Raw genomic sequence first — 24,632 nt, 5'->3', positions numbered from 1 at the left:
GGCAAGATTCAGTGGCCTGTGGACTCAATGAGCCGAATCAACACGATACCAGTTATTCATACGTGCCCTGAACCATGTGCGCTGACGTTTGGCAAACTGGCGCGTCGATATTCCAGCTTTTTCCCGCGCTTGATCAAGCGTCAGTGCTCCGGTCAGGTATGCCATCAGTTCCGGTACGCCGATGGCCTTACAGGAAGGGAGCACAGGATTGTAACGATCCTGCATGGCCCGAGCTTCATCAAGCGCGCCCTGATCCAGCATCTGGTCAAATCGTCGGAAGATACGATTTTGCAGCCAGGTTTTGTTGACATCAAAAACGATCGGAACACATTCGCTGAGGGGCAAAACCGGGTCAGGTGTTTCGCTTTGCCAGTCCGCCAGCGAACGGCCCGTGGCCTGCAAAACCTCCCAGGCGCGTTGTACACGCATGCGGTTTTGCCTGTCGATTCGGTTGGCGGTCGTTGTGTCGAGGTCAGCCAAAAGCTGGGTTAGACTCATTGCGTCCGCAATATCACGTATCTCGGGCGGAGTGGCCGGGATATCAACCAATCCTTCGGTCAACGCCAGAAAATAGAGCCCCGTCCCCCCTACGATAATCGGGCGTGCGCCGTCAGAAAGCAGGGGGATCACCTCTCGCAACCAGTGGCCGGCGGAATAGGAGACGTCATAAGGCACATGACCATAAAGCCGATGCTGGGCTTGCGCCTCTTCTGCGGCTGAAGGACGGGCGGTGATGACGCGCCAGCAATCATAAACCTGGCTTGCATCCGCATTGACGATCACGCCGCCGTGGCGCTTTGCGATTTCTAGCGCAAGGGCCGATTTTCCTGACGCGGTCGGACCCGCGATGAGAACCGGTTTGTCATCGGGAATCGCAGGCAGGTTTTCGAACATTTTTGCCGCAAATGCCGCCGCCATTTGTTGTACGCCTCATTCCTTGTGATGTTGCATTGAACCTGATCGGCTTTTGCTTCATTTTGCGCCGGAAATAAACCGGTGCCGCAGCGGAGCGCAACATGACCTCTTCCAACATCCAAGCAACTACCCCGCAAACGCAGACCAAGTTCAAGCGGGTCATGCTCAAGATTTCGGGGGAGGCGCTGATGGGGGACCAGGGATTCGGCCTGCATCCACCGACGGTTCAGCGAATTGCCGAGGAAGTGAAATCAGTGCACGATCTGGGTGTCGAAATCTGCATGGTGATCGGCGGCGGTAATATCTTTCGCGGCCTCAGCGGCTCGGCGCAGGGGATGGAACGCACGACGGCGGATTACATGGGCATGCTGGCCACCGTCATGAATGCGCTGGCCATGCAATCTGCACTGGAAGGGCTGGGTGTGTTCACTCGGGTCATTTCGGCCATTCCGATGGATCAGGTCTGTGAACCTTATATCCGCCGCCGCGCGGTGCGCCACCTGGAGAAAAAGCGGGTTTGCATCTTTGCTGCCGGAACTGGAAACCCCTACTTCACCACAGATACCGCCGCAACGCTGCGTGCGAGCGAGATGAGTTGCGAAGCCATTTTCAAAGGTACCAAGGTTGACGGAGTCTACGACAAGGACCCAGCCAAGTTTGACGATGCCAAGCGGTACGACACCGTGAGTTATGACGATGTGCTGGCTAAGCGATTGGGAGTAATGGACGCATCGGCCATTGCGCTAGCTCGGGACAACAGTTTGCCGATCATCGTCTTTTCGCTGGACGAACCTGGTGGATTCCGGGGTATTCTGGCGGGTGAGGGGACCTATACCCGGGTTCAGGGCTGATCTGCACCAATCAGCAAGCTGTGAGCCGGGATAGTATTGGTTTTGGTTCATTTTGTTGCATGACTGCCCGCGAAAAACTTGGCGATGGCCGCCACAATCTTCCATTTGGAACTGCACACGTGGGCGATCAATGCGGTTGTTGCGCTGGCATTAGTTTTTTAGCTTCTTAGCTTAAATCACTGGCTGCCGCTGACAACGCGTTCGGTGTTTTATCCGTTGTTCGGAGAGGCGACCTGGGGTCCGCTGGGACACATCGTCGACGTACTGGCGGTATTCGCGACCATTTTCGGCCTTGGATCAGGTGGTGTCGGGAACCGGACAGGCACTAGAATGATGCGGCTTTGGAGCTGAAAAAGTTCAAGATGTTCGAAGCTTTCCCGCTAACCGGGTTTTTGTCCTTCGCGGGTATCATTTTGGTGGTCATCTTCTTTGCCACCTCGTCTGACTCGGGTTCATAGGTGATCGACACGTTCACAGCGGGCGAGACCGACGCGCCAACTACACAACGGGTTTTCTGGTGTATTCTAGAAGGGGTAATCGCTGTTGTTCTGCTGTTGGACGGCGGATTGGGGGCATTGGAAGCGGTCGCTATTGCGACCCGCTTTCCGCTTGCCATCGTTTTGGTTTTGATGTGCCTGTCCATCTTCATCGGTTTGATCCGAGAAAAGCACGAACTTTGATCATTCGTTGATATCCTCTGAAAGCTCCGGCAATTCGCCGGGGCTTTTGCGGCTTGGGCGCTTGACCTGCATCGATGTTACGGGCTAGCTATCACCGTCTTTCGGACCACGAATTTTGTCCGAAAGACTGCTAGTGTTCCCTCAACTCAAACATAGGGGCCACAGCTCGGCTGGAAGACCTGCCATGTTGTCGGAGTTGTCCGAAATCATGTGCGGGCAAATCTGCGAGACGTGGAACATGATTGAGGAGAACATTTGCAATGAGCACTCTGGATATCGAATTCGTCAGAGCCCAGTTTCCCGCATTTTCCGAACCGAGCCTTGAGGGGCAGGCGTTCTTCGAGAATGCAGGCGGGTCTTATACATGTAAACCTGTGATCGACCGGTTGACGCGGTATTACACTCAACGCAAGGTCCAGCCCTATGGTCCATACGAGGCAAGCCGCCTTGCCGGGGCTGAAATGGACGAGGCCCGGACGCGGATGGCGGCTCTGTTGGGGGTTGAGACTGATGAGTTGAGCTTTGGCCCGTCGACTACGCAAAACACCTATGTGCTGGCGCAGGCGTTCCGTCAGTGGATGAATCCAGGTGATGCGATTGTGGTAACAAACCAAGATCATGAGGCCAACTCAGGCCCGTGGCGGCGGCTTGCGGATGATGGCATCGAGATCAGGGAATGGCGGATCGATCCGGATTCGGGATCGCTCGCCCTTGAGGACCTGGAAAGGCTTCTGGATTCAAAAGTTCGTTTGGTGTGTTTTCCGCATTGTTCGAACGTGGTGGGTGAGATCAATCCTGTGGCCGATATCACCGCGGTTTGCCACGCCGCCGGGGCTTACGTATGCGTCGATGGCGTTTCCTATGCGCCTCACGGTTTTGCCAATATCGGAGAGCTTGGCCCCGACATCTATCTGTTCTCGGCTTACAAGACCTATGGGCCGCATCAAGGTTGCATGGTGATCCGTCGAAGGCTGGGCGAGTTACTGCCCAACCAGGCGCATTTTTTCAACGCCGACGTTCTGTACAAACGGTTTACTCCGGCAGGGCCGGATCATGCGCAGATTGCAGCCAGCGCTGGCATGGCAGATTATGTCGATCTGCTGTGCGATCATCACGGAGGCCCTACCTCGAACGCGGCTGACCGGGGGGCGTATGTTCATGACCTGATGCGGGGTCACGAGATTGCGTTGTTGCAGCCGCTTTTGGATGCAGTAAAAAATCGAAATGCAGTTCGCCTGATCGGGCCCGACGCGGCGGAGCGGCGCGCGCCAACCGTCGCAATAGCACTGAACAGTTCGGTACACGCGGCAGCTGAAGGGCTTGCCAAGCTCAACATAATGGCAGGTAGTGGTGATTTTTACGCGGTCCGCCCGCTTCAGGCAATGAACATTGATCCGGATACTGGTGTCTTAAGGCTAAGCTTCACGCACTATACGTCTAAGAACGAAATCGACCGGTTGCTGGAAGCTTTGGATCGCGTTTTGTGATGGCGTTCCGCTGCCGCGCGTTTCGGCAAATCGTAAGATATGAAGCGCGCACGGATCAGCTTTCAGCTCCACAGCCACCGCGCGAAAACTTCCTGCTGATTCAGTCGTTCTGTTGGCTATTAGAAGGATAAATCCACACTCATCCACTCTCCGTTTGAGGTTAAAAAAAGTAGAAAAGACAAATCTTGCCAGAAATCCAATCTCCTTCTAGCCTGTTAGCACTTCGCAGCGGGGAGAGCGGATGGTCCTGACATCGACTGAAGGGCAGGAAAACCTGCCGCGATACTTCACTCAAGTCATGAAAATGCTGGATGGCATGAAAGCCGGCCGGTTGGACATTGGATTGCCAGATGGGCGCGTGTTTCGGGCCGAAGGAACGAAACCGGGGCCAGTCGCCCGGATCGACATTCATCATCCAGATGTGTTTGCGCGACTGATACGCGAGGGCGATCTTGGTTTTTCGGACGCCTATCTTGATGAAGAATGGAGCACGCCTGATCTGAGATCATTCATGGATCTGGTCAATCTCGACAATGAAACTGTTTATGACGGGTTTCCCGGTCATTTCCTGGCGCGGGCCTATGAGCAATTTCGGTTCTGGCTGCAACGCAATCACAAGCAGCAGGCGAGAAAGAACATCTCGTACCATTATGATCTGGGCAATGATTTCTACAGCCTCTGGCTTGATGAAACGATGACGTATTCCAGTGCGATTTTCGAAACCGGGCAGGAAAGTCTGGAAAAAGCGCAGACGGCCAAATATGCCAGTCTGGTCGATGAAATGGGGGCCAAACCTGGCGATCATATTCTGGAAATTGGCTGTGGATGGGGGGGGTTCGCGGAATACGCAGCCAAGGAGCGTGGGTTGCGTGTGACCGGGCTGACAATTAGTGAAGAGCAGTTCAGCTATGCATCGAAACGTATTGAGCATGCTGGTCTTTCCGATCTCGTTGATTTTAAGATGCAGGATTATCGGGACGAGAAGGGTTCGTATGACGGTATTGCATCAATCGAAATGTTCGAGGCGGTAGGGCAAAAGTACTGGCCGGTTTATTTCAATGCGTTGCGCGATTGTCTGAAACCCGGAGGATCGGCCACGTTGCAGATCATAACCGTCGCGGACAAACGTTGGGAAATTTATAGGAACAGCATCGATTTCATTCAGAAATACATTTTTCCCGGTGGAATGTTGCCCGCCCCTGCCGTCCTTCGCCAACAAATTGACGGGGCGGGGTTGTGTTTTGTGCGGTCAAAGGAATTCGGCAAAAGCTATGATTTGACCCTTCGCCGCTGGTACGAGACCTTCAATGACAGGTGGGATCAGATTTCCGCCATGGGGTTTGATGAGCGTTTTCGCCGCATGTGGAATTTTTATCTCACCTCTTGCGGCGCAGCCTTTGACACCGGCATTTGCGATGTGACACAGATCACAGTTGCCAGACCGAACTAAAGCCGGATACCGCTCATGCCCACAGCTTCTCGTCTCGTCGCAGCCCTTTGTCTGGCCGTGCTCGCTTTTATCGTGTCCGGACAGATCATTGATCAAGCTCCAGAAGGCACTAATTTCGGGAAGTTCACCTACGTGAATATTGGCTTGGGGATCATTTGTGGTTGGGTCATCATGGGTCGGCGCGCGGGCCGCGGCGCCACCTGGGCTATCAACAATGGTCTGACAGGAATGGCCGCGCTGGTGTTCTGGGGACTGTTCGTTCAGGGAACCAACGAAATGTTCAGGCTGGCCATGCGGCACCGTTTTGACGGCCCGTTCGAAGCTGTATTAGCGATCTTTACACTAGGAGTCGAATTCGGGCAGCAATTGCTCGTGCCGCATATCATCTGGACGTTGCTGATTGGCGGTGTATTGTCTGGAGTGCTTACTGAGGCGGCCTGGAAGCGCTGGCGGTAAACGCGGTCAAAACCACTGAAAGCTCGAATCTGTGACTGAACTGTTTTTTTACGGAACGCTTCGCTTTGCGCCATTGCTAGAACGTGTGCTGGGGCGGGACTTGGCAACCATTGATTTAACACCTGCGTCACTGGGAGGTCACGCGGTATACGAAGTAAAAGACCAAGTCTTTCCCGTCATTATTGAGGAGCCAGAGGCACAGGCTGAGGGAGTGTTGGTTCGGGGGTTGTCAGAAGAAGACATTCAGCGCCTGGTTTTCTACGAGGGCGGCTTTGCCTATGATCTGGAATCCCGCAATTTGCGGCTACCCAACGGCTCGCAGCAGAATGCCCAGATCTTTTTTCCTGAACCAGGTCGCTGGTCGCGTGGAAATCGTTGGTCGTTGCAGCAATGGGTGGATCAATGGGGAGAAATGACCTTATATGCGGCAGAGGAGGTGATGGCCTATTTTGGTCGTGCAACCTCCGAGGAGATCGACAGGAATTTTGGTGCAATCCGAATGCGGGCCTGGGCGCAAGTGGCCGCGAAGAAACGACGCACGGGTGATCTGCGGGATGTCAGTCGGGATGTAGTTCTGCATCGACGGAACTACCCGTATTTCGAGTATTTTGGCATGCAAGAGGTTCTGCTTCAGCACCGGCAGCACGATGGCACCTTGGGACCGGTAATCAGTCGAAACTCCCTGATGACAGGGCAAGCTGCGGTTGTTTTGCCCTACGATCCGATCCGGGATACGGTGCTGCTAATTGAGCAATTCCGTGCACCTGTCTACATGATTGGCGATCCGGAACCCTGGGTATGGGAGCCCGTTGCGGGCATGATTGACCCTGGAGAGACGCCCGAGGAAACTGCACTCCGCGAGGCGCTGGAGGAGGCTCACGTCGCTTTGGATCGTCTCGAATATGCGGGGGGCGCCTATTCCTCAACCGGATCGTCAACCGAGTACGCACATTTGTTTGTAGGATTAACCGACCTGACAAAGACCGCAGACAATGGTGGTCTGGCCTCGGAAGGTGAGGATATCAGAAGCCGCATTCTGCCATTTAAGGAACTAATCGAAATGGTCGATAGCCACCGAGTTAAGAATTTGCAGCTTTTGACATTGGCGCATTGGTTGTTTCGAAACCGAGAGAGATTGCGTGAAGTGAATTAGCAGAGGTCATTTCAGACCGCTTGAGATTGCGCGGGGGCAACGCTACATCTGTTCTCCAAACTGACCGAAAGAGGGACCTATGCGCATTGCACGCGACCTGGCGGATGCCGTCGGAAAAACACCATTGATCCGGCTGCGCCGCGTCAGCGAGGAAACGGGCTGCGAAGTTCTCGGCAAGGCCGAGTTCATGAACCCCGGTCAGTCGGTCAAGGACCGCGCCGCATTGTTCATCATACGTGATGCCATCGCGCGCGGAGATCTGAAACCCGGTGGCACGATCGTCGAGGGAACGGCGGGCAATACTGGCATCGGGCTGGCTTTGGTCGGAGCGTCGATGGGATTCAGGACAGTGATTGTTATTCCCGAGACCCAGTCGGAAGAAAAAAAGGATATGTTGCGACTGGCCGGCGCGCAGTTGGTGCAGGTGCCCGCCGCACCCTATCGCAACCCCAACAACTTTGTGCACTATTCCAGGCGTCTAGCAGAGGAGCTTAACAAAACTGAACCCAATGGTGCGATCTGGGCCAACCAGTTTGACAACCTAGCCAACCGTCAGGCGCATGTGGAAACAACGGGCCCTGAAATATGGGAGCAAACCGACGGCAAGGTTGACGGATTCATCTGTGCCGTGGGATCGGGTGGAACGCTGGCCGGCGTGGCAGAGGCGTTGCAACCAAAGGGCGTCAAGATCGGTCTTGCAGATCCGATGGGTGCAGCACTCTACAGTTATTATACCACCGGCGAATTGGCGATGGAGGGGGGGTCCATCGCCGAAGGTATCGGCCAGGTTCGGATCACGCGGAATCTCGAAGGGTTCAAACCCGATTTTACCTATCAGGTGCCGGATGCCGAGGCGTTGCCATACATCTTCGATCTGTTGCGCGAAGAGGGGCTGGTGATGGGTGGGTCGACAGCGATCAACATCGCGGGTGCTGTCCGCATGGCAAAAGACATGGGGCCGGGCAATACGATTGTGACCGTTTTGTGCGACTATGGAACCCGCTATCAATCGAAACTGTTCAATCCGGAATTCTTGCGTGAAAAGGAGTTGCCGGTTCCTGATTGGATGACTGAAGCGCCCCGCAGTATTCCGGGTGTGTTTGAGGACGTGTGATGTCCTGGCTAGGCCGGAATCTGTTCGGGGCAATTGCAATTCTGGCGTTTGGCTTGTTCAGTCTGGCCGAAGCGCAGCTGTCGGAAACTCAGTCCGAATACTATCGTGGGTGGGTCAAGACGGCGGATCGTGCGGAAGGCGTTGTTAAGGCCGACCGGGCTTCGAACGCAGCGATGGAAAACCTGCGGACTGAAATCAGTACTTACCGGGATGCGTTCAATAAGGCCCGCAGCGCCAATACAGACCGGATTCATACACTTGAAAGCCAGATCAAGGCTCTTGGTCCGAAACCCGAAGACGGGTCTGAAGAACCACCAGATATTGCGCGGCTGCGCACCCACTTGGAAAATCAACTAGACAAGTTACGTGTTCCGAGGATCATTTCAGAAGAGGCTTACAATCGCGCAAACGGGCTAATCAACGAGATTGACCGCATTATTCGCGAGAGACAAACCAAAGAACTGCTGTCTCGCGGCCCGTCGCCGTTAAATCCGAAATACTGGCCGAGTGCCTGGGCCGATATCAGCAAGGCGTCGCATGCTCTGGTCAACGAAATCCTTACCAATATCAGGACCGATGTCGCGCGTGAACGGTTTCAGGAGCGCGCGCCGGCCATTGTAATTCTTGTTCTCATCGCGTTTGTTCTTTTATGGCGCGGTAAACGGTGGGTCGAAAGGTTTGGTGCCTATCTGCGCTCTCTCGGCGGAAGCGGCTCAGGTGTTTGGACGTTTGTAGTATCGCTTTTTCGTATCTTTTTGCCATGGGCGGGTGTTTTGTGTTTGACCACAGCTGTGTCATTGAGTGGAATCATGGGGCTGCGTGGCACACTTTTACTTGAAAAAGTTCCATACTGGGCAGCAGCAATCCTCTATTTCGACTGGATCGGACGCCAAATTTTCCTGATGGGATCGTCCAATCATTTCCAAAGACTTTCAGCGGCGCAGATTAGCGAACTTCGGGTGCATATTGGGCTTCTGGCCGTTTTGCTGGTTCTGCATGATCTAGTGAATCTCTTCGAACAGATCGAAAACATTTCTGATGCCACACGCGCTGTCGCCGGTTTTCCAGCCATTGTGGCGACCTCTCTGGTTTTGTTGCGGATGCGGCAGATTCGCCAGAGCGAAGTACTCGACAATGACGAGGGTGTAAAAACATCGGTACGCGCCGCTGGCTTCAGCCAATTGATAGAAACCTTGCGTCGCGGTCTGTTCCTGCTTGGTATTGCCTCACCAATTCTAGCGGCCTTGGGCTATTCCAATGCCGCTGAAGGGATCGTGTTTCCTGCGGTAAAGACATTAGCTTTGATCGCGGCATTCGTTATTCTTCAACGCTTTATGGGAAGCGTATACGGGTGGATAAGCGGGCAAGGCGATTCTGCGAAGGATTCGCTCTTTACAGTGCTAATAGGGTTTTTCCTGTCGATCATGGCGCTTCCGATCCTTGCGCTGTACTGGGGTGCCCGCGAAGCCGATCTGCGAGAACTTTGGTCTCGCATGCTGTTGGGATTGGACATCGGTGGTATCACGATCTCACCCAAAAACTTCCTGACATTCATCGCTATATTCGCAATCGGGTTCGGTCTGACACGACTGCTGCAGGGCGGGTTGCGGAACTCCCTTCTGCCCAAAACCAAGATTGATCCGGGAGGCCAGAACGCCATTGTCGCCGGAACGGGGTATGTCGGAATCTTTCTGGCCGCCCTGGTGGCGATTACTGTTGCGGGTTTCGATCTGTCCAATCTGGCAATTGTTGCCGGTGCGTTGTCCGTTGGTATTGGCTTCGGGCTTCAGACGATTGTCTCGAATTTTGTTTCTGGCATCATTCTTCTGGTCGAACGCCCTATTTCCAAAGGCGACTGGATCGATGTCAATGGAATGATGGGGTATGTGCGTGACATCTCCGTTCGCTCAACGCGGATTGAAACTTTTGATCGTTCCGATGTGATAGTCCCGAATTCGGATCTGATCAGTGGAGTTGTCACAAACTATACGCGTGGAAACACAGTTGGGCGCGTCATCGTTCCGGTTGGCGTTGCCTACGGGACAGATACTCGCAAAGTTGAAAAAATTCTTGGCGAAATCGCCAATGCGCACCCAATGGTTCTGGCCAACCCTGCACCCAGCGTCGTGTTTCAGAGGTTCGGTGCGGACTCGCTGGATTTCGAAATTCGCGCGATTTTGCGTGACGTGAATTGGATGTTGTCGGTGAAATCCGACATGAATCACGAAATAAACCGGCGCTTTGCGGAAGAAGGCATCGAAATCCCGTTTGCGCAGCGCGATGTCTGGCTGCGCAATCCGGAAGTCTTGCAACACCGGGATAGCCCTTCGCCTGATCCGACCAGGGACGAAACTGAACCGGCCAAGGGGACGGCCCAGACCAAACCAGCTCAAATGACAGAGGTCGACATGGAGGCGGGGGAGGGTGATGAACACTGAACTCTTATTCCGCCAGGACGCCTATATGCGTCGGGCCACTGCTCACGTAACTGGTTTGACCGAGACAGGAGGAATTACACTTGATCGAAGTCTGTTCTATGCAACGTGCGGTGGTCAACCAGGAGATGCGGGGCGTCTGATCTGGGGCGCTGAATCTGCAGATATCCGAACAACTGTCAAAGGCGAGGGTGACAGTATCGTTTTGGTGCCGACGGACGTCAGCCCATTACCGCCGGTTGGGGCTGAGGTCCGGCAGGAATTGGACTGGGAACGACGTTTTGGCCACATGCGGGTTCACACCGCACTACATCTTTTGTCTGTAGTGATTCCTCTGGATGTGTCCGGAGGGGCGATCGCGGCCCAAAAGGGGCGACTGGATTTCGATATGCCGGAGGCGCCGCAGAACAAGGAAGCGCTCGAATGTATGTTGCAGTCGCTGATCGACAGAGATCTGCCAGTAACCGAGGATTGGATCACGGATCAGGAACTGGATGCCAATCCTGGTTTGGTCAAAACGATGTCCGTTTCTCCCCCCAGAGGAGCCGGGAAGATCAGACTGGTTAGAATCGGTCAGGGAGACCAGCAGATCGATCTGCAGCCCTGTGGTGGCACCCATGTGGCTCGAACTGCCGAAATCGGGCGTATCAGGCTGGGAAAGATAGAGAAAAAAGGCAAACGGAACCGGCGTGTCTACTTGCATCTTGATGAATAAACACTGGAATCTACCCTTGCAAATTCCAATCCAATCGTCCAAATAACCCCGGCATGGAGAGGTGGCCGAGTGGTCGAAGGCGCACGCCTGGAAAGTGTGTAGGCGGGAAACCGTCTCCAGGGTTCGAATCCCTGTCTCTCCGCCACCCAGACCCCGAACAATTCTCTGTTTGCCTGCGCGCTTTCCAAGCCTCTGAAACGGCGTGGTATTTGCCGCCGTTTCCTGTTCTTCTTGAGTTTATGCGCCGGTTCTCCGGGCTGTTTTGGGGCGTGTTTGCGCGCCGGTCTTTGCCTGCCGGGAGGCCGGGTGAGTTTGGTCAGGAACAGGGAAATTTTGCTTTTTTGAGGCTAGTAACAGGTCGAAACCGAGGATTGGCGGCTGCCGCCTTGGAAACTATCGTGTGATTACATGGGCTTGCGATGGGTTAAATCCACTTTCCTGTTAAAGCGCAATAACAGGTGAATTAGTGGCGATAACAGGTGATTTAGTGGCGATAACAGGTGAATTAGTGGCAATAACAGGTGGTTTCAGGTCCATGCCGGGTGCATGTGGTTGTCCATTGTCAGGGTGCGGAATGCGCTTCGGGTGCCAGCGGGGAGCCAAACAGGTGGTGCTGATCGGTCCAGGCATGTGGGATGCCGTGCTTCATAAGCCGGGCGAGGGTCATTTCTTTTGACTGCCGGCCCTCGAGAATTGCCTTTTGCAGATCAGGGGCAAGAAAAGCCAGACGGATGAGGCGGCGGCGATGTGGCGTGGGCGGGGCAGCCTCGAGGATCGGTGCTCCAGACATATCCCGGTCCAGCATTGCATGGGCATCCCGCAGGGCGCGGATCAGGGTTGGATCGGGGCGGGGTGCGTTGCGGCTGCCAGCCTCGATCTTGGTTTGTGCGGTGTGGCTGAGCGGCCCGGTTGGCAAGGTGAGATGCATCCAATCGGGGGCGGCGGGATCGGCTTCGGCTTGTTGGTTTTTCTCGAGATGCTGCCGTACCTGCCTCAGGTGTGCGACCGGCAGGGTCAGATCGAGAATGGCCGCATGAACCTCGAGACGGGCAATCAGATTGAGGGGCTGCTCGGGCCGGCCCGGAAAGAGCTGCTTCAGAACGGCCGTCAGGTAGCGCTCGAGCCTGTCGGCGGAAAGGCGGCGCGGAACCGCATCGTCCCGACATCGCTTTTGACCCTGTTGAAGTGGCGCTGAGACATAGTAGCGATACAGGCGTTTCGACTTGCCGTAAGCGAAGGTGGGCGACATCGGATGTCCATTCGCATCGAAAATGCGGCCCGCCAGTGGCGAGGCCGCAACACGCCCGGCCGTGCTCTGCCGCTGTCGGTTTGCATCGAGCCGGGACTGCACGGCGTCGAACAGATCCGGTTCCATGATTGCGTCATGTAGCCCGGGCCAGAAGGTGTCCCGGTGTGGGATCTCGCACAGATAGATCCGGTTACGCAGCAAATGGAACAGCGCACCGCGGCTGTACGGGCGTCCACCCAGATGCTTCCCCGTGGCGGTAATCCGGGTCTTTGAGACGGTTCCCTCTGCGGTCAACGTGCGTTCCAGTACATGGACCGACCCGAGTTCGAGATAGCGGCGGAAAATATCGCGCACCGTCTCGGCCTCGACATCATTGACACGCAATCTGTGTGTGCCGGGGAGTGGGGCATCATAGCCCAGGGGCAGGGTGCCGCCCATCCACATGCCTTTCTTCTTGGAGGCGGCAATCTTGTCGCGGATGCGCTCGCCGGTGACTTCGCGTTCGAACTGGGCGAAGGAAAGGAGAACGTTCAGTGTCAGCCGCCCCATGCTGGAGGTGGTGCTGAAGGCCTGGGTGACGGAGACGAAGCTGGCCTCATGTTGTTCGAAGATCTCGACCATGCGGACAAAATCCGCGAGTGATCGGGTGAGGCGGTCGATCTTGTAGACCACCACGGTATCGATCTTGCCGGCGGCGATGTCGGTCAGCAGACGCTTCAGGGCCGGGCGTTCCATTGTACCACCAGAGGTGCCGCCGTCATCATATCGGGTTGCCAGGGCGATCCAGCCTTCGCCGGCCTGACTGGCGATATAGGCGGCACAGGCTTCGCGCTGCGCATCGAGCGAGTTGAAGGATTGCTCCAGCCCATCCTCGGAGCTTTTGCGCGTGTAGATCGCGCAACGCTGACGCCGCCGACTCATGACGGATCCTTGCGCAGGCCAAAGAAACGCGGGCCGTTCCAGCGGGTGCCGGTGGCGGCGTACGCGACGGCCGAGAGAGAGGGATAGAGCTGATCCAGCCAGCGGAACCCCTCGTGCTCGACGCGGACCTTGATCTGCTGGCCTTGCCAGTCTCGGCACAGGAGGGCGCCGACACCCAGCTGTTTTCCTTCCGGCACAGTAGCGCCGCGGCCTTGCAGTTTGCGTTGCGTGATCCGGTCAAGACCACCAAGGGCCTGCGACTGCAGACGCCAGGCGATCAACAGGCGCAGCAGGTCGGGGGAACGCAGCTTCGGGGGTGGGCCGAAGCGTGGCGACCAGAGGCGACGCAGCGCCTCGAGATCGGCGCCGTCAAGGTCTTTAAGCAAGCCGTCGAGGTCGGTGTTGCGTGTCTCGGCCATGGGCGGGTCTCCTTAGCAATCATGTCCTTGCCACTGACGCTCATGTCGGGCCGTTAGTCCAGTCCACAATATAGGTCTGGTGGCGTACCTCAGGATACCATATGATGTAATCCCGGCCCTGCCATGGAGGTTTCCATGAATATGCCAGAAAAATCTGAACGCGCGCTCGAAGTGCGCTACCGGGCGATCGGTGATCTGACACCCGATCCAAACAACGCGCGCACGCATCCCAAACGCCAGATCGAACAATTGAAGGCATCGATGCGGGAGTTCGGCTTTTCCAATCCGATCCTTGTCGATGAGCAGGGTGTGATGATCGCCGGCCATGGCCGGTATCTGGCCGCCACAGGGCTCGGAGCAACCGACGTGCCGGTGATCACGCTGGCCGGGCTTTCGGAGGCGCAGAAGCGGGTGTTGCGGCTCGCGGACAACAAGATCGCGCTCAATGCAGGCTGGGACGTGGAAATCCTGCAGGCTGAACTGGCCGCGCTGTCATCGATCGATTTGGACATCGATCCGACGCTGACCGGGTTTTCCACCGGCGAGATTGACGTCATCCTTGATGGTCCGGGCGATCCTGACGACGAGATGATCCCCGCGGTCCCGAAAACCCCTCGCACGAGACCCGGGGATATCTGGATCCTGGGCACGCACCGGATCGGATGCGGCGACAGCCGTGATACAGCTTTCCTGGAGCGGGTAATGGGGCAGGGTGAGCGGGCCGACGCGGCGTTCCTCGATCCTCCCTACAACGTGAAAATCGGCGGGCACGCCAATACCAAGGGCCGCCATCGCGAGATTGCCATGGCCTCGGGGGAGATGGATGAGGCGGCGTTTCGCAGCTTCCTCGGGGAAACGCTCGGCGCCGCGGCGCGTGTCTCGCGCGACGGGGCGGTCCACTTTGTCTGCATGGACTGGCGGCACATGGATGATGTGGCAGCGGTCGGGCAGGGCATCTATGGCGCTAGACTGAACCTTTGTATCTGGAACAAGTCGAACGCGGGCATGGGCTCACTTTACCGCTCAAGGCACGAGCTGATCTTTGTCTACCGGGTAGGGGATGCGGCGCATCTGAACTTGGTCGAACTTGGCAAGCATGGCCGCAACCGGACCAATGTCTGGGACTATGCGTCGGTCAACTCGTTCAGGGGCAGCCGCCGGGAGGATCTGGCGCTGCATCCGACGGTGAAACCGACGGGACTGGTGGCTGACGCGATCCGCGATGTGACGCGGCATGGCGATCTGGTGCTCGACATCTTTCTGGGCTCGGGCACCACGCTGATTGCGTGCGAACGTACCGAGCGCAGGTTCCGCGGGGTCGACATCGACCCGGGTTATGTCGATGTGGCGCTCGACCGGTGGTCGGCGCTGACCGGGCGGGAGCCGGAGCGCGAAAGCCCATGACGTCCAGACGATCCTCTCCGGACCGTGACAGCAATGGACGCTTCGCAAAAGGGAGCAGTGGCAACCGGCATGGCCGCCCGAAGAAACCGAAAGAGCGGTTGGCCTCGGTGTTCGATGTGATAGTGGATCGGGAACTGACGATCCATCGCAACGGCGAGGTGCAACAGGTCAGTGTCAAGGAGGCGCTTCAGCACAAGACCTTGCAGGATGCGCTTTCGGGCAAGCGGCTTGCCGAGAGGCAGGTCCTGAAATGGATACTGGAAAGCGAAACCTGGTTGGAAAAGCGGGATCGATCCCGCAAGACGACTCCGATCAAGGTGCGACATTCGCCGGATCCGGACAATGCCAAGGAAGCGCTCGAGCTCCTCGGGATCGTGACGCGGGATACTCAATTCGATGACACTGACGAGTACTATCCACGCCAGTTGCTGGAGCTTTGGGCAGTCAATGCGGCTCTCAAGAGGCGCCGTGGCAGAGAGCGGCTCACAGACAGGGAGGTTGCAGAAATCAAGCGGTCCACGTGTGAGCCTGACGAGATTACCTGGCCGAAGGGCAGCCGCGAATGACCTGGGCCGATGATAAACGCGGCCCGAAGGACGGTGATGCCGCGGGCTTTGGCCAGCCGCCCCGATCGACGCGCTTTCAAAAAGGTCAGAGCGGCAATCCGGCCGGTCGCCCCAAGGGCCGTCACCTGAAACCGCCCTACGAGGCCGTCCTGGGGCAAAACGTAACGATCCGGGAAGACGGGCAGAGGCGCCAGGTGACGGCGGCGGAGGCTTTTCTGCAACAGCTGACGAAACGCGGTCTCGAGGGCAATGCCCCGGCCACGCGCGATCTTCTGGCCGCCCTTCAGAAACTGAAATGCGACGAGGACGACACTGACGCCATATCGGAAATCACATATGTCGCGGTGGCGCCGGGTAACGTCAACGGTGCATTGGAGGCGTTGCGCATGGCCAAAAAGCTTGATCCCTACCGCGAGACGGCGCGCATGATGATCGAACCCTGGCTTGTAGACGCAGCGCTCTCGCGCCTCGGGGCACGGCGGTTGACCCTGGAGGATCAGCAGGTCGTCGTCAGCTGTACCCGAATTCCACACAAGGTCCGCTGGCCGGACTGGTGGGCCGTAAGACCCTGGGAGAACGAGAACAAATAAGACCGTTCTTCACCTTGCCTTGGATACGATCTCTGCTTCCAAACATTGACCTCTACAAGGCCCAGACCCGGAAGCTAAATTAGTGCTCCGATAAAACCATGACCGTAAGCGGGGCACCAACCGGACCTTCGCTGCACTTTGCATGAACGCCTCAGATGCGGACTAAGCAGACACTTGAGAAACCTTTTCCGGCAAGCGTGACAGAAAACGCCAAGCAATGTTAACTTATTGAGTAAATGGGGAGGGCATGCACGATGAGTTTCGTAGACACGATTGTTGTGGGGGCCGGTCAGGCGGGACTGGCGGCTAGCTTTGAACTCGGCAGAGTCGGCGTCGATCATATCGTGTTGGAAAAGGACCGGATCGGCGCCGGTTGGGCAAATCGCTGGGAGAACTTCTGTCTGGTTACGCCCAATTGGTCTGTTCAGCTTCCCGGCTTCCCCTACGATGGTGACGACCCAGACGGGTTCATGCCGCGCGACGAAATCGTTTCTTATCTGGAGCGTTATGCAGCTTCGTTCAACTGTCCTGCAAGGACCGGTGCCAATGTTACCGCTGTGCGGTCGGACGAAAATGGAGGTTTTGAACTCGACATTGACGGGAAGAGCGAATTTCGCGCCAGGAACCTTGTCGTTTCAACTGGTGCGTATCAACGTCCGTTCTATCCGCCGGGCAGCGAAACGCTCCCTGACCATCTGAATGTAATAGACAGCACGGGCTTCACCAGGGTTTCCGCATTGCCGGACGGGGACGTTTTGATCATCGGAAGCGGGCAGACTGGCTGTCAATTGGCGGAAGAGATTTTCGATGCCGGGCGAAATGTGGTCCTGGCCTGCGGGCGTGCGCCGTGGGGAGTTCGTCGAATCGGCGGTAAGGACATCATGTGGTGGCTCATTGAATCGGGATTTCTGGATGTCGACGCGACCACACTTCCGCCAGAAGCGAGGTTGTTTGCCAATATTCAAGCGTCAGGGCACGGTGGTGGCCACGATCTGCATTTCCGGACTCTTGCGGATAAGGGCATAAGGCTGGCCGGCCGTTTCCGGGGCGCTGAGAATGGCTTTGCGCGTTTCTCTCCAGATCTAGCCGAAAGCGTGAATTGGGGCGATGCGCGATACATGCAGTTGCGCGACCATTTCCAAAAATTTGCGGATGAAAACGATCTGGAATTTCCTGATCTGCCTGATCCTGAACCTTTCGAAGAGATGGGCGAGGCGTCTATCGATCTAAAACCTTTCGGAAGCGTCATTTTCACAGGTGGCTTCCGCCCGGACTACAGTTCCTGGCTGCCTTGGTCCGATGCGTTTGACGAGGCAGGTTTTCCTGTCCAGAGGGAAGGGGCGAGCACCGCCGTACCCGGCCTATTTTTTGTCGGGCTGCATTTCATGCGCACACGAAGATCTGCTTTGCTGTGCGGCGTTGGCGACGATGCCGAAATTGTTGCCGCACAGATTGCCAGTCGCTGAGTCCAGTACCTGATATTAGAACAGCAACGAATGTCTTGAATGGGCTCGTTGCGGACCTCGGAAACAGTGCAGCATCTCGTGATATGCTGGCCTAGTCAACGTCGGGTTGTCGTTGTGGAGGGCATGGCGGATCGGAGGATCAGTCATGGAAACACCAAACTTACCAGCCATTCGCGCGCTTCGCCCTGCTTGGAACAAAGGCCGCATCGTCGGTCAGAAACGGCCGCTGAAACCAAAGCATGTCTGGGCAATCCGTGTCCGACTTGAATTGGCAGAAAACTACCGCGACCTCGCACTCTTCAACATGGCGATCGACAGCAAGCTGCGCGGCTGTGATCTCGTGAAGATGAAAGTCGTCGACGTGATGGCCTCGGGGCAGATCAAAGAACGTGCCTCTGTCCTGCAAAGCAAAACTCAGAAACCGGTGCGCTTTGAAATTTCCGAAGGGACCCGCGCCTCAGTAGGGAAGTGGATAGAAGACGAGCTCATGGTTGGCTCCGAGTACCTTTGGCCTGGCCGCTTCCACGAACGCCTGCATATCTCGACACGCCAGTATGCGCGGATCGTCCGCGATTGGGTCACGTCAATCGGTCTGGAGGAAAGCGCATATGGCACGCATTCGATGAGGCGAACCAAGGTAACCCAGATATATAAGAAAACTGGCAACTTGCGGGCGGTTCAGTTGCTGCTTGGACACACGAAGATGGACAGCACGGTCAGATACCTGGGCGTCGAGCTAGAGGATGCGCTTGCGATAGCCGAGGCCATTGAAATCTAGCATCTTCGGGTCGCCCTTGAAGGCGGCCCAGAGCCGGCATCCAGCAAGAAGATGAGAAGCTGCGGTCGCATCCGGCATTCCGGATATTCCCCGAATGTGCGGGTCACAAGTTCCGCACATCGGCTGCTCGCGGACAAGACAGACCACATTATTGCTAGCCTTCTCGTCCGCTTTGCGAACACGCCGTGACGAGAAGTCCTCTGAGACTTGTTATCCTACAACCGCCATTTCGCAAATCAGAGCGACGTGCGCATCCAGCCAATCGGAATCAAGCTCTGATCCGGCGACAAACTTCCGAAAATAGGGGACTGCGATTGCGAGTTCGACCATCTGAGAAACAGGCGCATCAGCGCCAATTTCTCCGCGTGCAATGGCAGCCTCGAAAACGGATCTAACGTCTTGGCTGCGATCTGCGATCCACTTGCCCAGTAGAGCGCGCGTCTGGGGCTCGGTCGCCGCGGCCGCGATGACGTGCGGGGCGATCTTCCCCCATGGCGTATCGTTTAGGGCCGTCATCAGGTGGCCGAGAATCCACTGGAGATCGGCATCTAGCGGCCCATCCGGGGCCGTTTCCCGGGTGCCGCCAGTACCGCCTTTCGTGGTTGCAGCGCGCGCGATGGTCGCATTCCGCAAGTCTTCGAGCTTTGGCCAATGGCGGTACAGCGTGCTGCGCGAAATCCCTGTCGAATTGCTGATGGCGGCATGGGTCACCGCGAGCATTCCCTGGTCTTGAAGAAGCTGCAGAGCTGCCTCGGTTGCCAGTGTGCGCGTTGCGTCAAGTCTTGGGTCGGGTCTGTTCATGGCACTCTTTGTACTGCAGTTCGCGCCTATTGGAAGCATCATGTCTCGTTACGGTACAATCTGTTGCACTGTAGTACACCTTGTACTATAGGGAGATTTGCGGAGTGGCAGCAAGCCGCCCCACAAGACCATTTGGAGGAAGAACCATGAGACTTTCGCACTTGAGGACCGCAGCCATGTCAGCGCTGGCCGTCCTTTGGGTCACGGGACTGGCGCAAGCTGAAGAACCGCTCAGCTACACCCAAGAAATCGCACCGGACGTTTACAGCTTCGGCGGCGGGAACGGATACCATTCCATGTTCATGGTCACCGATGAAGGTGTCGTCGCATTCGAAACCGTGAACTCGCCACATAGTGAGATGCTGCTGGCCGCTATCCGCGATGTAACCGATCAGCCAGTCAAGTTTGCGCTGCACACTCACAATCACTGGGATCACGCCAGCGGGGGCAAGGTGTTTCAGGATGCTGGCGCCGAAACTGTCATGCATCGGCTGGCTGCTGAATGGTTGGAAGCAAACCCGGGACAGGATACAGCGCCCCCGGATATCGTCTGGGAGGGTGATCGGCACGACATCGAGATTGGCGGGAGCGTGGTTGAGCACCATTATCTTGGACTGAACCACGGCTTGGGCATGACCGTCTTTGTCGTTCCGGACAAGCGCGTCGCCTATATCGCCGATCTCGTGACCCCCAACCGCGTGGGCTTCAACATCATGCCCGATTTCAACATCCGGGAGTGGGAGCGCACCTTGGGTGACATTCTTGAGTTGGACTTTGAAGTCGCCGTCTGCTCCCACACAGCGCTGCCCGCCGAAGAAGCTCCGCTGGGATGCACCAAAACGCACGTTCAGGAAGAGCGCCAGTTCATCCAGGATGTTCGAGGGGCCATCTTTGCTGGCTTTCAGAATGGCACGCCGGCTGACCAAATCCCGGGGTCGATCGAGCTTCCGCAGTATGCGCACTGGGATCACTACGACGAGTGGCTCGAGATGAACGCGTGGCGGATCATGCTGGATATCTGGATGGGTCCCTATCCATGGGTTCCGGAAGGCTGACGCCAGACTCCCATTGACCGCTTCCGGTTTCGGCCGGAAGCGCACCGGACATGAAAGGATGAGGAAATGTCACTTCGCCAATCGAGAAGCGCGATCCTTGCGCTTGCCATGACTATCGTACCCCTTACCGGCGTCCTCGCCGCTGACTTGCCCAACCGCGAGACTCCGATTCCGGATACGACGAACGGTGTTCCGCATGTCCAGATTGGCGTTCAGGCGGTGCCTGAATTGTCGGAGGAACTGTTGCGACGGGTGGGCGAACTGCCGGGCGTTACTCTTGGGCCGACACGTGTCTCGCTGCCCGGTGCCGTGGGTTTCCAGTTAAACGAAGATCACGAAACTGCCCGCCCGGATGTCATAGTCGGCGGACGCGAGTTTGCGCATCTGCATCCGGACGGGAGCCTGCATGCTTCGCTCAGCCCGGAACTGGCCCAAGAAGCAATTCAGAAGGGTTGGGCCGTCGCGCATCCCCGGGCGGATCAGCGTGAAGGGTGGGAAGGCTTCGTCATGATCTATACTCCAACCACACAGGACGAGCTGAAAGTGGTCATTCAGCTTGTCGAACAATCCTATCGCTTCGTCACGTTTGGCACTGCCGAAGAGTGATCCTCGCGAAACAGCTCTCATCCTCCCGACGGCCGCGCTTCGCTCAGAGCGGCCCATACCCGACATTCGGCCGTGCCCAAAATTCACCGCTTGGCTTCCCGAAAGCCACCATTCGTGCAGAACGCAGCATTTTGGGCCTTTGAGCGACTGCAAGGCGGACACAGCTGCCATTTGCCGCACCGGGCCTTGACGTCTGACCCAGCCGCTTAAGGCGAAGCAAGAAAGCCGCGGTCAGATCGCACCGCAGGCACCCGAGCATGTCGCCCGCCATCATCTCGCACCTGCCCGGCCCGCTGCACCTCCCGACCCGTTTCTTGCGTATTGAACCCCCCACCCGCGCCAGTAGCAGGAAACGGGTCGATTGGAATGCCGACGGCCCGATAGACCCATGGTCATGTAAGAACGTGGAAAGGCAAGATCATGGAGCTCAAGAACAAGACCGTCATCGTGACCGGCGCAAGCAGTGGCATCGGGGCGGCGGCGGCGCTGCTCTTTGCCGCCGAAGGCGCCAATGTCATCCTCGGTGCGCGGCGGCAGGCGGAACTGGACCAGCTGGTCGGGCAGATAACGCAAAGCAACGGGCAAGCAGTCTGTCTGGCGGGCGATGTCACCGATGAGGCTTACTCGAAGGCCCTGGTGACACTGGCGCTGGAGACATACGGTGCGGTCAATGGGGCATTCAACAATGCGGGTAAGGTGCGTGTCTGATCGTAAGGACCACTGGCCGCAATGAACTGGTACACTTTCCTCGGGATTTGCGCCAATGAACGCGGCTCCAAGCAAACTCCTTCTACGCGAAGAGTGTGTTCTCGAAGGAGAAATGCGCGGCCATAAGATCACTTGAAGCAATCCCGGAGAACGCTAAAGTATCGCCACCGCCGAAGTCGATAATTGCGTTGTTGCCGACATCATCAAAGATCGAAAGCTCGTCAAACGAAGTGATACCAAAGTCCCATAGTTCAACCCGGTCGCTGCCAGTTTCGAAATCGCCGATCCAATCGTTGGTGTCACCAATGGCAAAAACGAACACGTCTTCACCATCACCTCCAAACAGTTTGTCGGAGCCACCGCCACCCGCTAGGCGATCATTGCCGCGCATACCATGAATCTCGTTATTTGCGCCGTTGCCCAAAACCGTATCGTTCCGGTCACCAGCTACTGCGTTCTCGATGACGGTGTCGGCATCAATCGTCATGATTGTCTTGCTGCCGATTTTCGCCGAAGCTCCGGCCTCGAGCGACATGTCGAGGTTGTAACTCATCGCCGCGAAGTTCAACCAGTCAGTACCACCGGCGTCGGTAAGAAATAGCCGTTTGGGATCGTCGGAAATCGTAGAGAAATTGCTGGCACCGTCGCCGATGAAGTCCGCAAGGATATCGTCGGTGTAGTGATAGACGTTGTCGCTGTCCTCGACTTCGCCATACAGTGTTATCTGCCAGTCCGAAACTGTAGTAGCCGAGCCGGTACCAACAAATTCCAGTGACCAGTTGCCTGCCGCTTGTTCGCCCCGGAAGGCCTGCGCACCAAAAGTCCACTTGGCCAGCGCACCGCTTGCTTCGGCATCGTCCAAAAGCCGGACGCGGGTGCCCTCCGCAGACACGAGGAATACTTCTACCGATGCGTCGGTCAACGAAAGCTCGATTTCTGCAGCTTCGACCATCATAGCGTTGGCAAGGAATGTCACGGTTTGGGTTTCAGCCCCGGCCACCGCTACATCGACATCTGATCCGGCTGCCTGGCTCAATTCGTTGGCAGAAGTTTGAGCATCGCCGAAAAGATGCCAGACTTCCGCCATACGCACTGCCGAAAACGCATCTAGTGCGCCGAACCCGTAATCGATGTTGAAATGCAGTCCGCCACCGTTCCAGTTGTTCGCGGCATTGAACATCCAGTCGCCATTCAGGCCAAGTCCGTCGAACGGGCTGGGTTCTTCGTTGAAGCCAGCACCGGTATGCGATGCCGAGTAGGCGAGGATGTTCTGCACGTCGCGCCACCCAAGACCAGGTGCCGCATCTAACATCAGGGCAATGACGCCCGACACCATCGGTGCCGCGGCGGAGGTGCCGCCGAATCCGGTCCCTGCATCTGAACCAGTATAGTCTTCGGCTGTATAACCGTCTGCGTCCAGAAGGTCTGTCGTCTTAATGCCGAAGGGCGAAAAAAAACCGTCGTTGGAAGGCCCGGAGATTAGCAAATTGGCTCCGTAGTTTGAATAGGACGCGGAGGCACCTGCCTCGTTTATCGCGCCGACTGTGATCGAGGTGCGCGAACTGTCGATCATGTCGCCTGCCGAGTTCGCACCATCATTCCCCGCAGATTTGACCAGGTTTGTGCCAAGGCCGCCGCGGCCCAGTTCAACCGCGCGTTCGAATTTTTCGACAGTTACTGCGAAAAGCTCGAGGGTTTGTGTCGATTGCTCAAACCCGGGCGTATTACCCCAGGAATGATTGACCACGTCGAATGCGACAAGATGATCCATCGCGTCGATGTAGGCGGTCAGATCTGCAGAACCTGCTCCGGCCGGACCGTCGATCATGTTAACCCCGGCAATGGTGGAGCCGAAGGCCACGCCGACGGTGCCTACGCCATTTGCCTCCGCGGCAATGATTCCGGCCACGGCCGTACCATGGTTGGCCGAGCCCAAGCTTGGGTCCAGTTCGCTGCCTTCCGAAAAGGCGTGCAAACTCGTGTCGTAATTATCGTCGAGATCGTGGTGCGAGAATTGCACGCCATTGTCATAGATGCCTACTGTTACGCCCGCCCCAGTGTAATCGGCCCAGATTTCGTTCAGCCGCCCCATTTTGAAAAGGTGCCACTGTTCCACGTAATCGGCGTCTGTTGGTGTGAAGCTATCGGGCGCAGTATCGAGCCTGATGTCGGTGACCCCCCAGGTCGCGTCGGCATTGCCAGCCTGACGAAATTCTATGGTATTGTTTCCGACTACCTGAACTGCAGCAGGAATGGTGAACTTGTGAATGCTTAGATCATCCGCCACTCCAGCATCTAGAAAACCGATGGACACACCGTTTACAAGGACTTCGACCTCTCCATTGTTATCGATGTCGAAGCCGGTCAACATCAATTCCAGCGCGCCCGCAGTTCCAAAGAACGTCGCGATTTGAGATCGGTCTGTATCGAACGATCCGTTGAAGCGGTTGCCGTAAGATGTACTTTCGCTCACTCCGATTTCTAGCGTGGCCGCAGCCTGATCAATCAGTGCCTTTTCGAGCAGCAGGTTCTTGACACCCCAGATAAAACCCGGGTCCTCGGCCTGCCGGATGCTGACGATATTCTCGCCCGAGACCAGCTGGTCGGCGGAAAACAGATAGTCGTACTGGGCGAAGCTGTTGTTGCCGCCAGCCGCGAGCGGGCCGACAAGTGTGCCGTTCAGCCACAGCTCGACCTCGCCGGTGGTATCGATGTCGTAGCCCTCGAAGCTGAACGCGAGGTCGCTACCGGTGCCTTGAAAGGTGAAGCTGACCACGCCGTCGGCATCCGTGACCCCGTCGAACCGGTTGCCG

At 56.7% G+C, this 24,632-nt stretch carries 23 protein-coding genes and 1 tRNA gene; 19 read left to right on the top strand and 5 right to left on the bottom strand.

What is annotated here, in order from left to right; genetic code table 11:
* Positions 1-24: 24 nt before the first annotated feature.
* Entirely contained in the window at positions 25-918 is an 894-nt protein-coding gene (gene miaA / locus AC2FLX_RS18855; protein ID WP_496810098.1) for a tRNA (adenosine(37)-N6)-dimethylallyltransferase MiaA, read from the bottom strand.
* Positions 919-1,016: 98 nt separating this feature from the next.
* On the opposite strand from miaA, the gene pyrH reads away from it, so the two are divergent.
* The 11 genes from pyrH (at position 1,017) to AC2FLX_RS18800 (ending at position 11,401) form a co-directional block, all read left to right on the top strand.
* Positions 1,017-1,766, top strand: a complete 750-nt coding sequence (pyrH, locus tag AC2FLX_RS18850) for a UMP kinase (RefSeq protein ID WP_480750561.1) — start codon at positions 1,017-1,019, stop codon at positions 1,764-1,766.
* 204 nt (positions 1,767-1,970) lie between these two features.
* Positions 1,971-2,117 (top strand): BCCT family transporter, encoded by a 147-nt coding sequence (locus tag AC2FLX_RS18845; protein ID WP_496746551.1) that lies wholly within the window; start codon positions 1,971-1,973, stop codon positions 2,115-2,117.
* Positions 2,118-2,224: 107 nt separating this feature from the next.
* Positions 2,225-2,446 (top strand): BCCT family transporter, encoded by a 222-nt coding sequence (locus AC2FLX_RS18840; protein ID WP_496810097.1) that lies wholly within the window; start codon positions 2,225-2,227, stop codon positions 2,444-2,446.
* A gap of 260 nt (positions 2,447-2,706) precedes the next feature.
* Complete coding sequence (locus tag AC2FLX_RS18835; RefSeq protein WP_496810096.1) at positions 2,707-3,933, top strand: aminotransferase class V-fold PLP-dependent enzyme; 1,227 nt, start codon at positions 2,707-2,709, stop codon at positions 3,931-3,933.
* Between the two features lie 241 nt (positions 3,934-4,174).
* Positions 4,175-5,383: a class I SAM-dependent methyltransferase gene (locus tag AC2FLX_RS18830; protein WP_496810095.1), complete on the top strand. Its 1,209-nt coding sequence runs from the start codon at positions 4,175-4,177 to the stop codon at positions 5,381-5,383.
* 15 nt (positions 5,384-5,398) lie between these two features.
* Complete coding sequence (locus AC2FLX_RS18825; protein ID WP_480750564.1) at positions 5,399-5,839, top strand: TrgA family protein; 441 nt, start codon at positions 5,399-5,401, stop codon at positions 5,837-5,839.
* A gap of 31 nt (positions 5,840-5,870) precedes the next feature.
* The gene (locus tag AC2FLX_RS18820; RefSeq protein ID WP_496810094.1) at positions 5,871-6,992 is read left to right on the top strand and encodes an NUDIX domain-containing protein; all 1,122 of its coding nucleotides are present in this window, start codon (positions 5,871-5,873) and stop codon (positions 6,990-6,992) included.
* 79 nt (positions 6,993-7,071) lie between these two features.
* Complete coding sequence (locus AC2FLX_RS18815) at positions 7,072-8,106, top strand: cysteine synthase A (RefSeq protein WP_480750566.1); 1,035 nt, start codon at positions 7,072-7,074, stop codon at positions 8,104-8,106.
* Positions 8,106-10,544: a DUF3772 domain-containing protein gene (locus tag AC2FLX_RS18810; protein ID WP_496746560.1), complete on the top strand. Its 2,439-nt coding sequence runs from the start codon at positions 8,106-8,108 to the stop codon at positions 10,542-10,544. Before AC2FLX_RS18815 ends, AC2FLX_RS18810 begins: the two co-directional genes overlap by 1 nt.
* Positions 10,534-11,256 (top strand): alanyl-tRNA editing protein, encoded by a 723-nt coding sequence (locus AC2FLX_RS18805; protein ID WP_496810093.1) that lies wholly within the window; start codon positions 10,534-10,536, stop codon positions 11,254-11,256. The genes AC2FLX_RS18810 and AC2FLX_RS18805 overlap by 11 nt, the downstream gene beginning before the upstream one ends.
* 55 nt (positions 11,257-11,311) lie before the next feature.
* A tRNA-Ser gene (locus AC2FLX_RS18800) sits at positions 11,312-11,401 on the top strand.
* A 417-nt stretch (positions 11,402-11,818) separates the two neighbouring features.
* On the opposite strand, the gene AC2FLX_RS18795 is transcribed toward AC2FLX_RS18800, so the two are convergent.
* Together AC2FLX_RS18795 and AC2FLX_RS18790 are read right to left on the bottom strand one after the other, a co-directional pair.
* A complete protein-coding gene (locus AC2FLX_RS18795; RefSeq protein WP_496810092.1) occupies positions 11,819-13,426 on the bottom strand; it encodes a recombinase family protein in 1,608 nt (535 codons plus the stop codon).
* Positions 13,423-13,845: a DUF2924 domain-containing protein gene (locus AC2FLX_RS18790; protein ID WP_496810091.1), complete on the bottom strand. Its 423-nt coding sequence runs from the start codon at positions 13,843-13,845 to the stop codon at positions 13,423-13,425. Before AC2FLX_RS18790 ends, AC2FLX_RS18795 begins: the two co-directional genes overlap by 4 nt.
* A gap of 135 nt (positions 13,846-13,980) precedes the next feature.
* Between AC2FLX_RS18790 and AC2FLX_RS18785 the strand changes: the two genes are divergently transcribed.
* From AC2FLX_RS18785 to AC2FLX_RS18765, 5 genes are all read left to right on the top strand, one after another.
* Entirely contained in the window at positions 13,981-15,249 is a 1,269-nt protein-coding gene (locus AC2FLX_RS18785) for a site-specific DNA-methyltransferase (protein WP_496810090.1), read from the top strand.
* Positions 15,246-15,815: a DUF5681 domain-containing protein gene (locus AC2FLX_RS18780; protein ID WP_496810089.1), complete on the top strand. Its 570-nt coding sequence runs from the start codon at positions 15,246-15,248 to the stop codon at positions 15,813-15,815. The genes AC2FLX_RS18785 and AC2FLX_RS18780 overlap by 4 nt, the downstream gene beginning before the upstream one ends.
* Entirely contained in the window at positions 15,812-16,405 is a 594-nt protein-coding gene (locus AC2FLX_RS18775) for a DUF5681 domain-containing protein (RefSeq protein WP_496810088.1), read from the top strand. The genes AC2FLX_RS18780 and AC2FLX_RS18775 overlap by 4 nt, the downstream gene beginning before the upstream one ends.
* A gap of 254 nt (positions 16,406-16,659) precedes the next feature.
* Positions 16,660-17,871 (top strand): flavin-containing monooxygenase, encoded by a 1,212-nt coding sequence (locus tag AC2FLX_RS18770; protein WP_480748571.1) that lies wholly within the window; start codon positions 16,660-16,662, stop codon positions 17,869-17,871.
* A gap of 145 nt (positions 17,872-18,016) precedes the next feature.
* Complete coding sequence (locus AC2FLX_RS18765) at positions 18,017-18,649, top strand: tyrosine-type recombinase/integrase (RefSeq protein WP_496810087.1); 633 nt, start codon at positions 18,017-18,019, stop codon at positions 18,647-18,649.
* A 210-nt stretch (positions 18,650-18,859) separates the two neighbouring features.
* On the opposite strand, the gene AC2FLX_RS18760 is transcribed toward AC2FLX_RS18765, so the two are convergent.
* Positions 18,860-19,450 carry a TetR/AcrR family transcriptional regulator gene (locus AC2FLX_RS18760; RefSeq protein WP_496810086.1) on the bottom strand — a complete coding sequence of 197 codons (591 nt, stop codon included), beginning with the start codon at positions 19,448-19,450 and terminating at the stop codon, positions 18,860-18,862.
* Between the two features lie 146 nt (positions 19,451-19,596).
* Here AC2FLX_RS18760 and AC2FLX_RS18755 point away from each other — a divergent pair, with 146 nt between their 5' ends.
* The 3 genes from AC2FLX_RS18755 to AC2FLX_RS18745 all read left to right on the top strand — a co-directional run bounded on the left by AC2FLX_RS18755 (position 19,597) and on the right by AC2FLX_RS18745 (position 21,819).
* Complete coding sequence (locus tag AC2FLX_RS18755; protein ID WP_496810085.1) at positions 19,597-20,505, top strand: MBL fold metallo-hydrolase; 909 nt, start codon at positions 19,597-19,599, stop codon at positions 20,503-20,505.
* Positions 20,506-20,571: 66 nt separating this feature from the next.
* Complete coding sequence (locus AC2FLX_RS18750; RefSeq protein ID WP_496810084.1) at positions 20,572-21,111, top strand: luciferase domain-containing protein; 540 nt, start codon at positions 20,572-20,574, stop codon at positions 21,109-21,111.
* A gap of 420 nt (positions 21,112-21,531) precedes the next feature.
* Positions 21,532-21,819: an SDR family NAD(P)-dependent oxidoreductase gene (locus tag AC2FLX_RS18745; RefSeq protein ID WP_496810083.1), complete on the top strand. Its 288-nt coding sequence runs from the start codon at positions 21,532-21,534 to the stop codon at positions 21,817-21,819.
* Positions 21,820-21,901: 82 nt separating this feature from the next.
* On the opposite strand, the gene AC2FLX_RS18740 is transcribed toward AC2FLX_RS18745, so the two are convergent.
* Positions 21,902-24,632, bottom strand: a 2,731-nt coding sequence (locus AC2FLX_RS18740; protein ID WP_496875496.1) for a S8 family serine peptidase, incomplete at its 5' end; no start/stop codon positions are given.

The sequence above is a fragment of the Ruegeria sp. YKSF57 genome (genome assembly GCF_059612585.1).
This window is presented reverse-complemented; position numbering and strand designations above follow the sequence as displayed.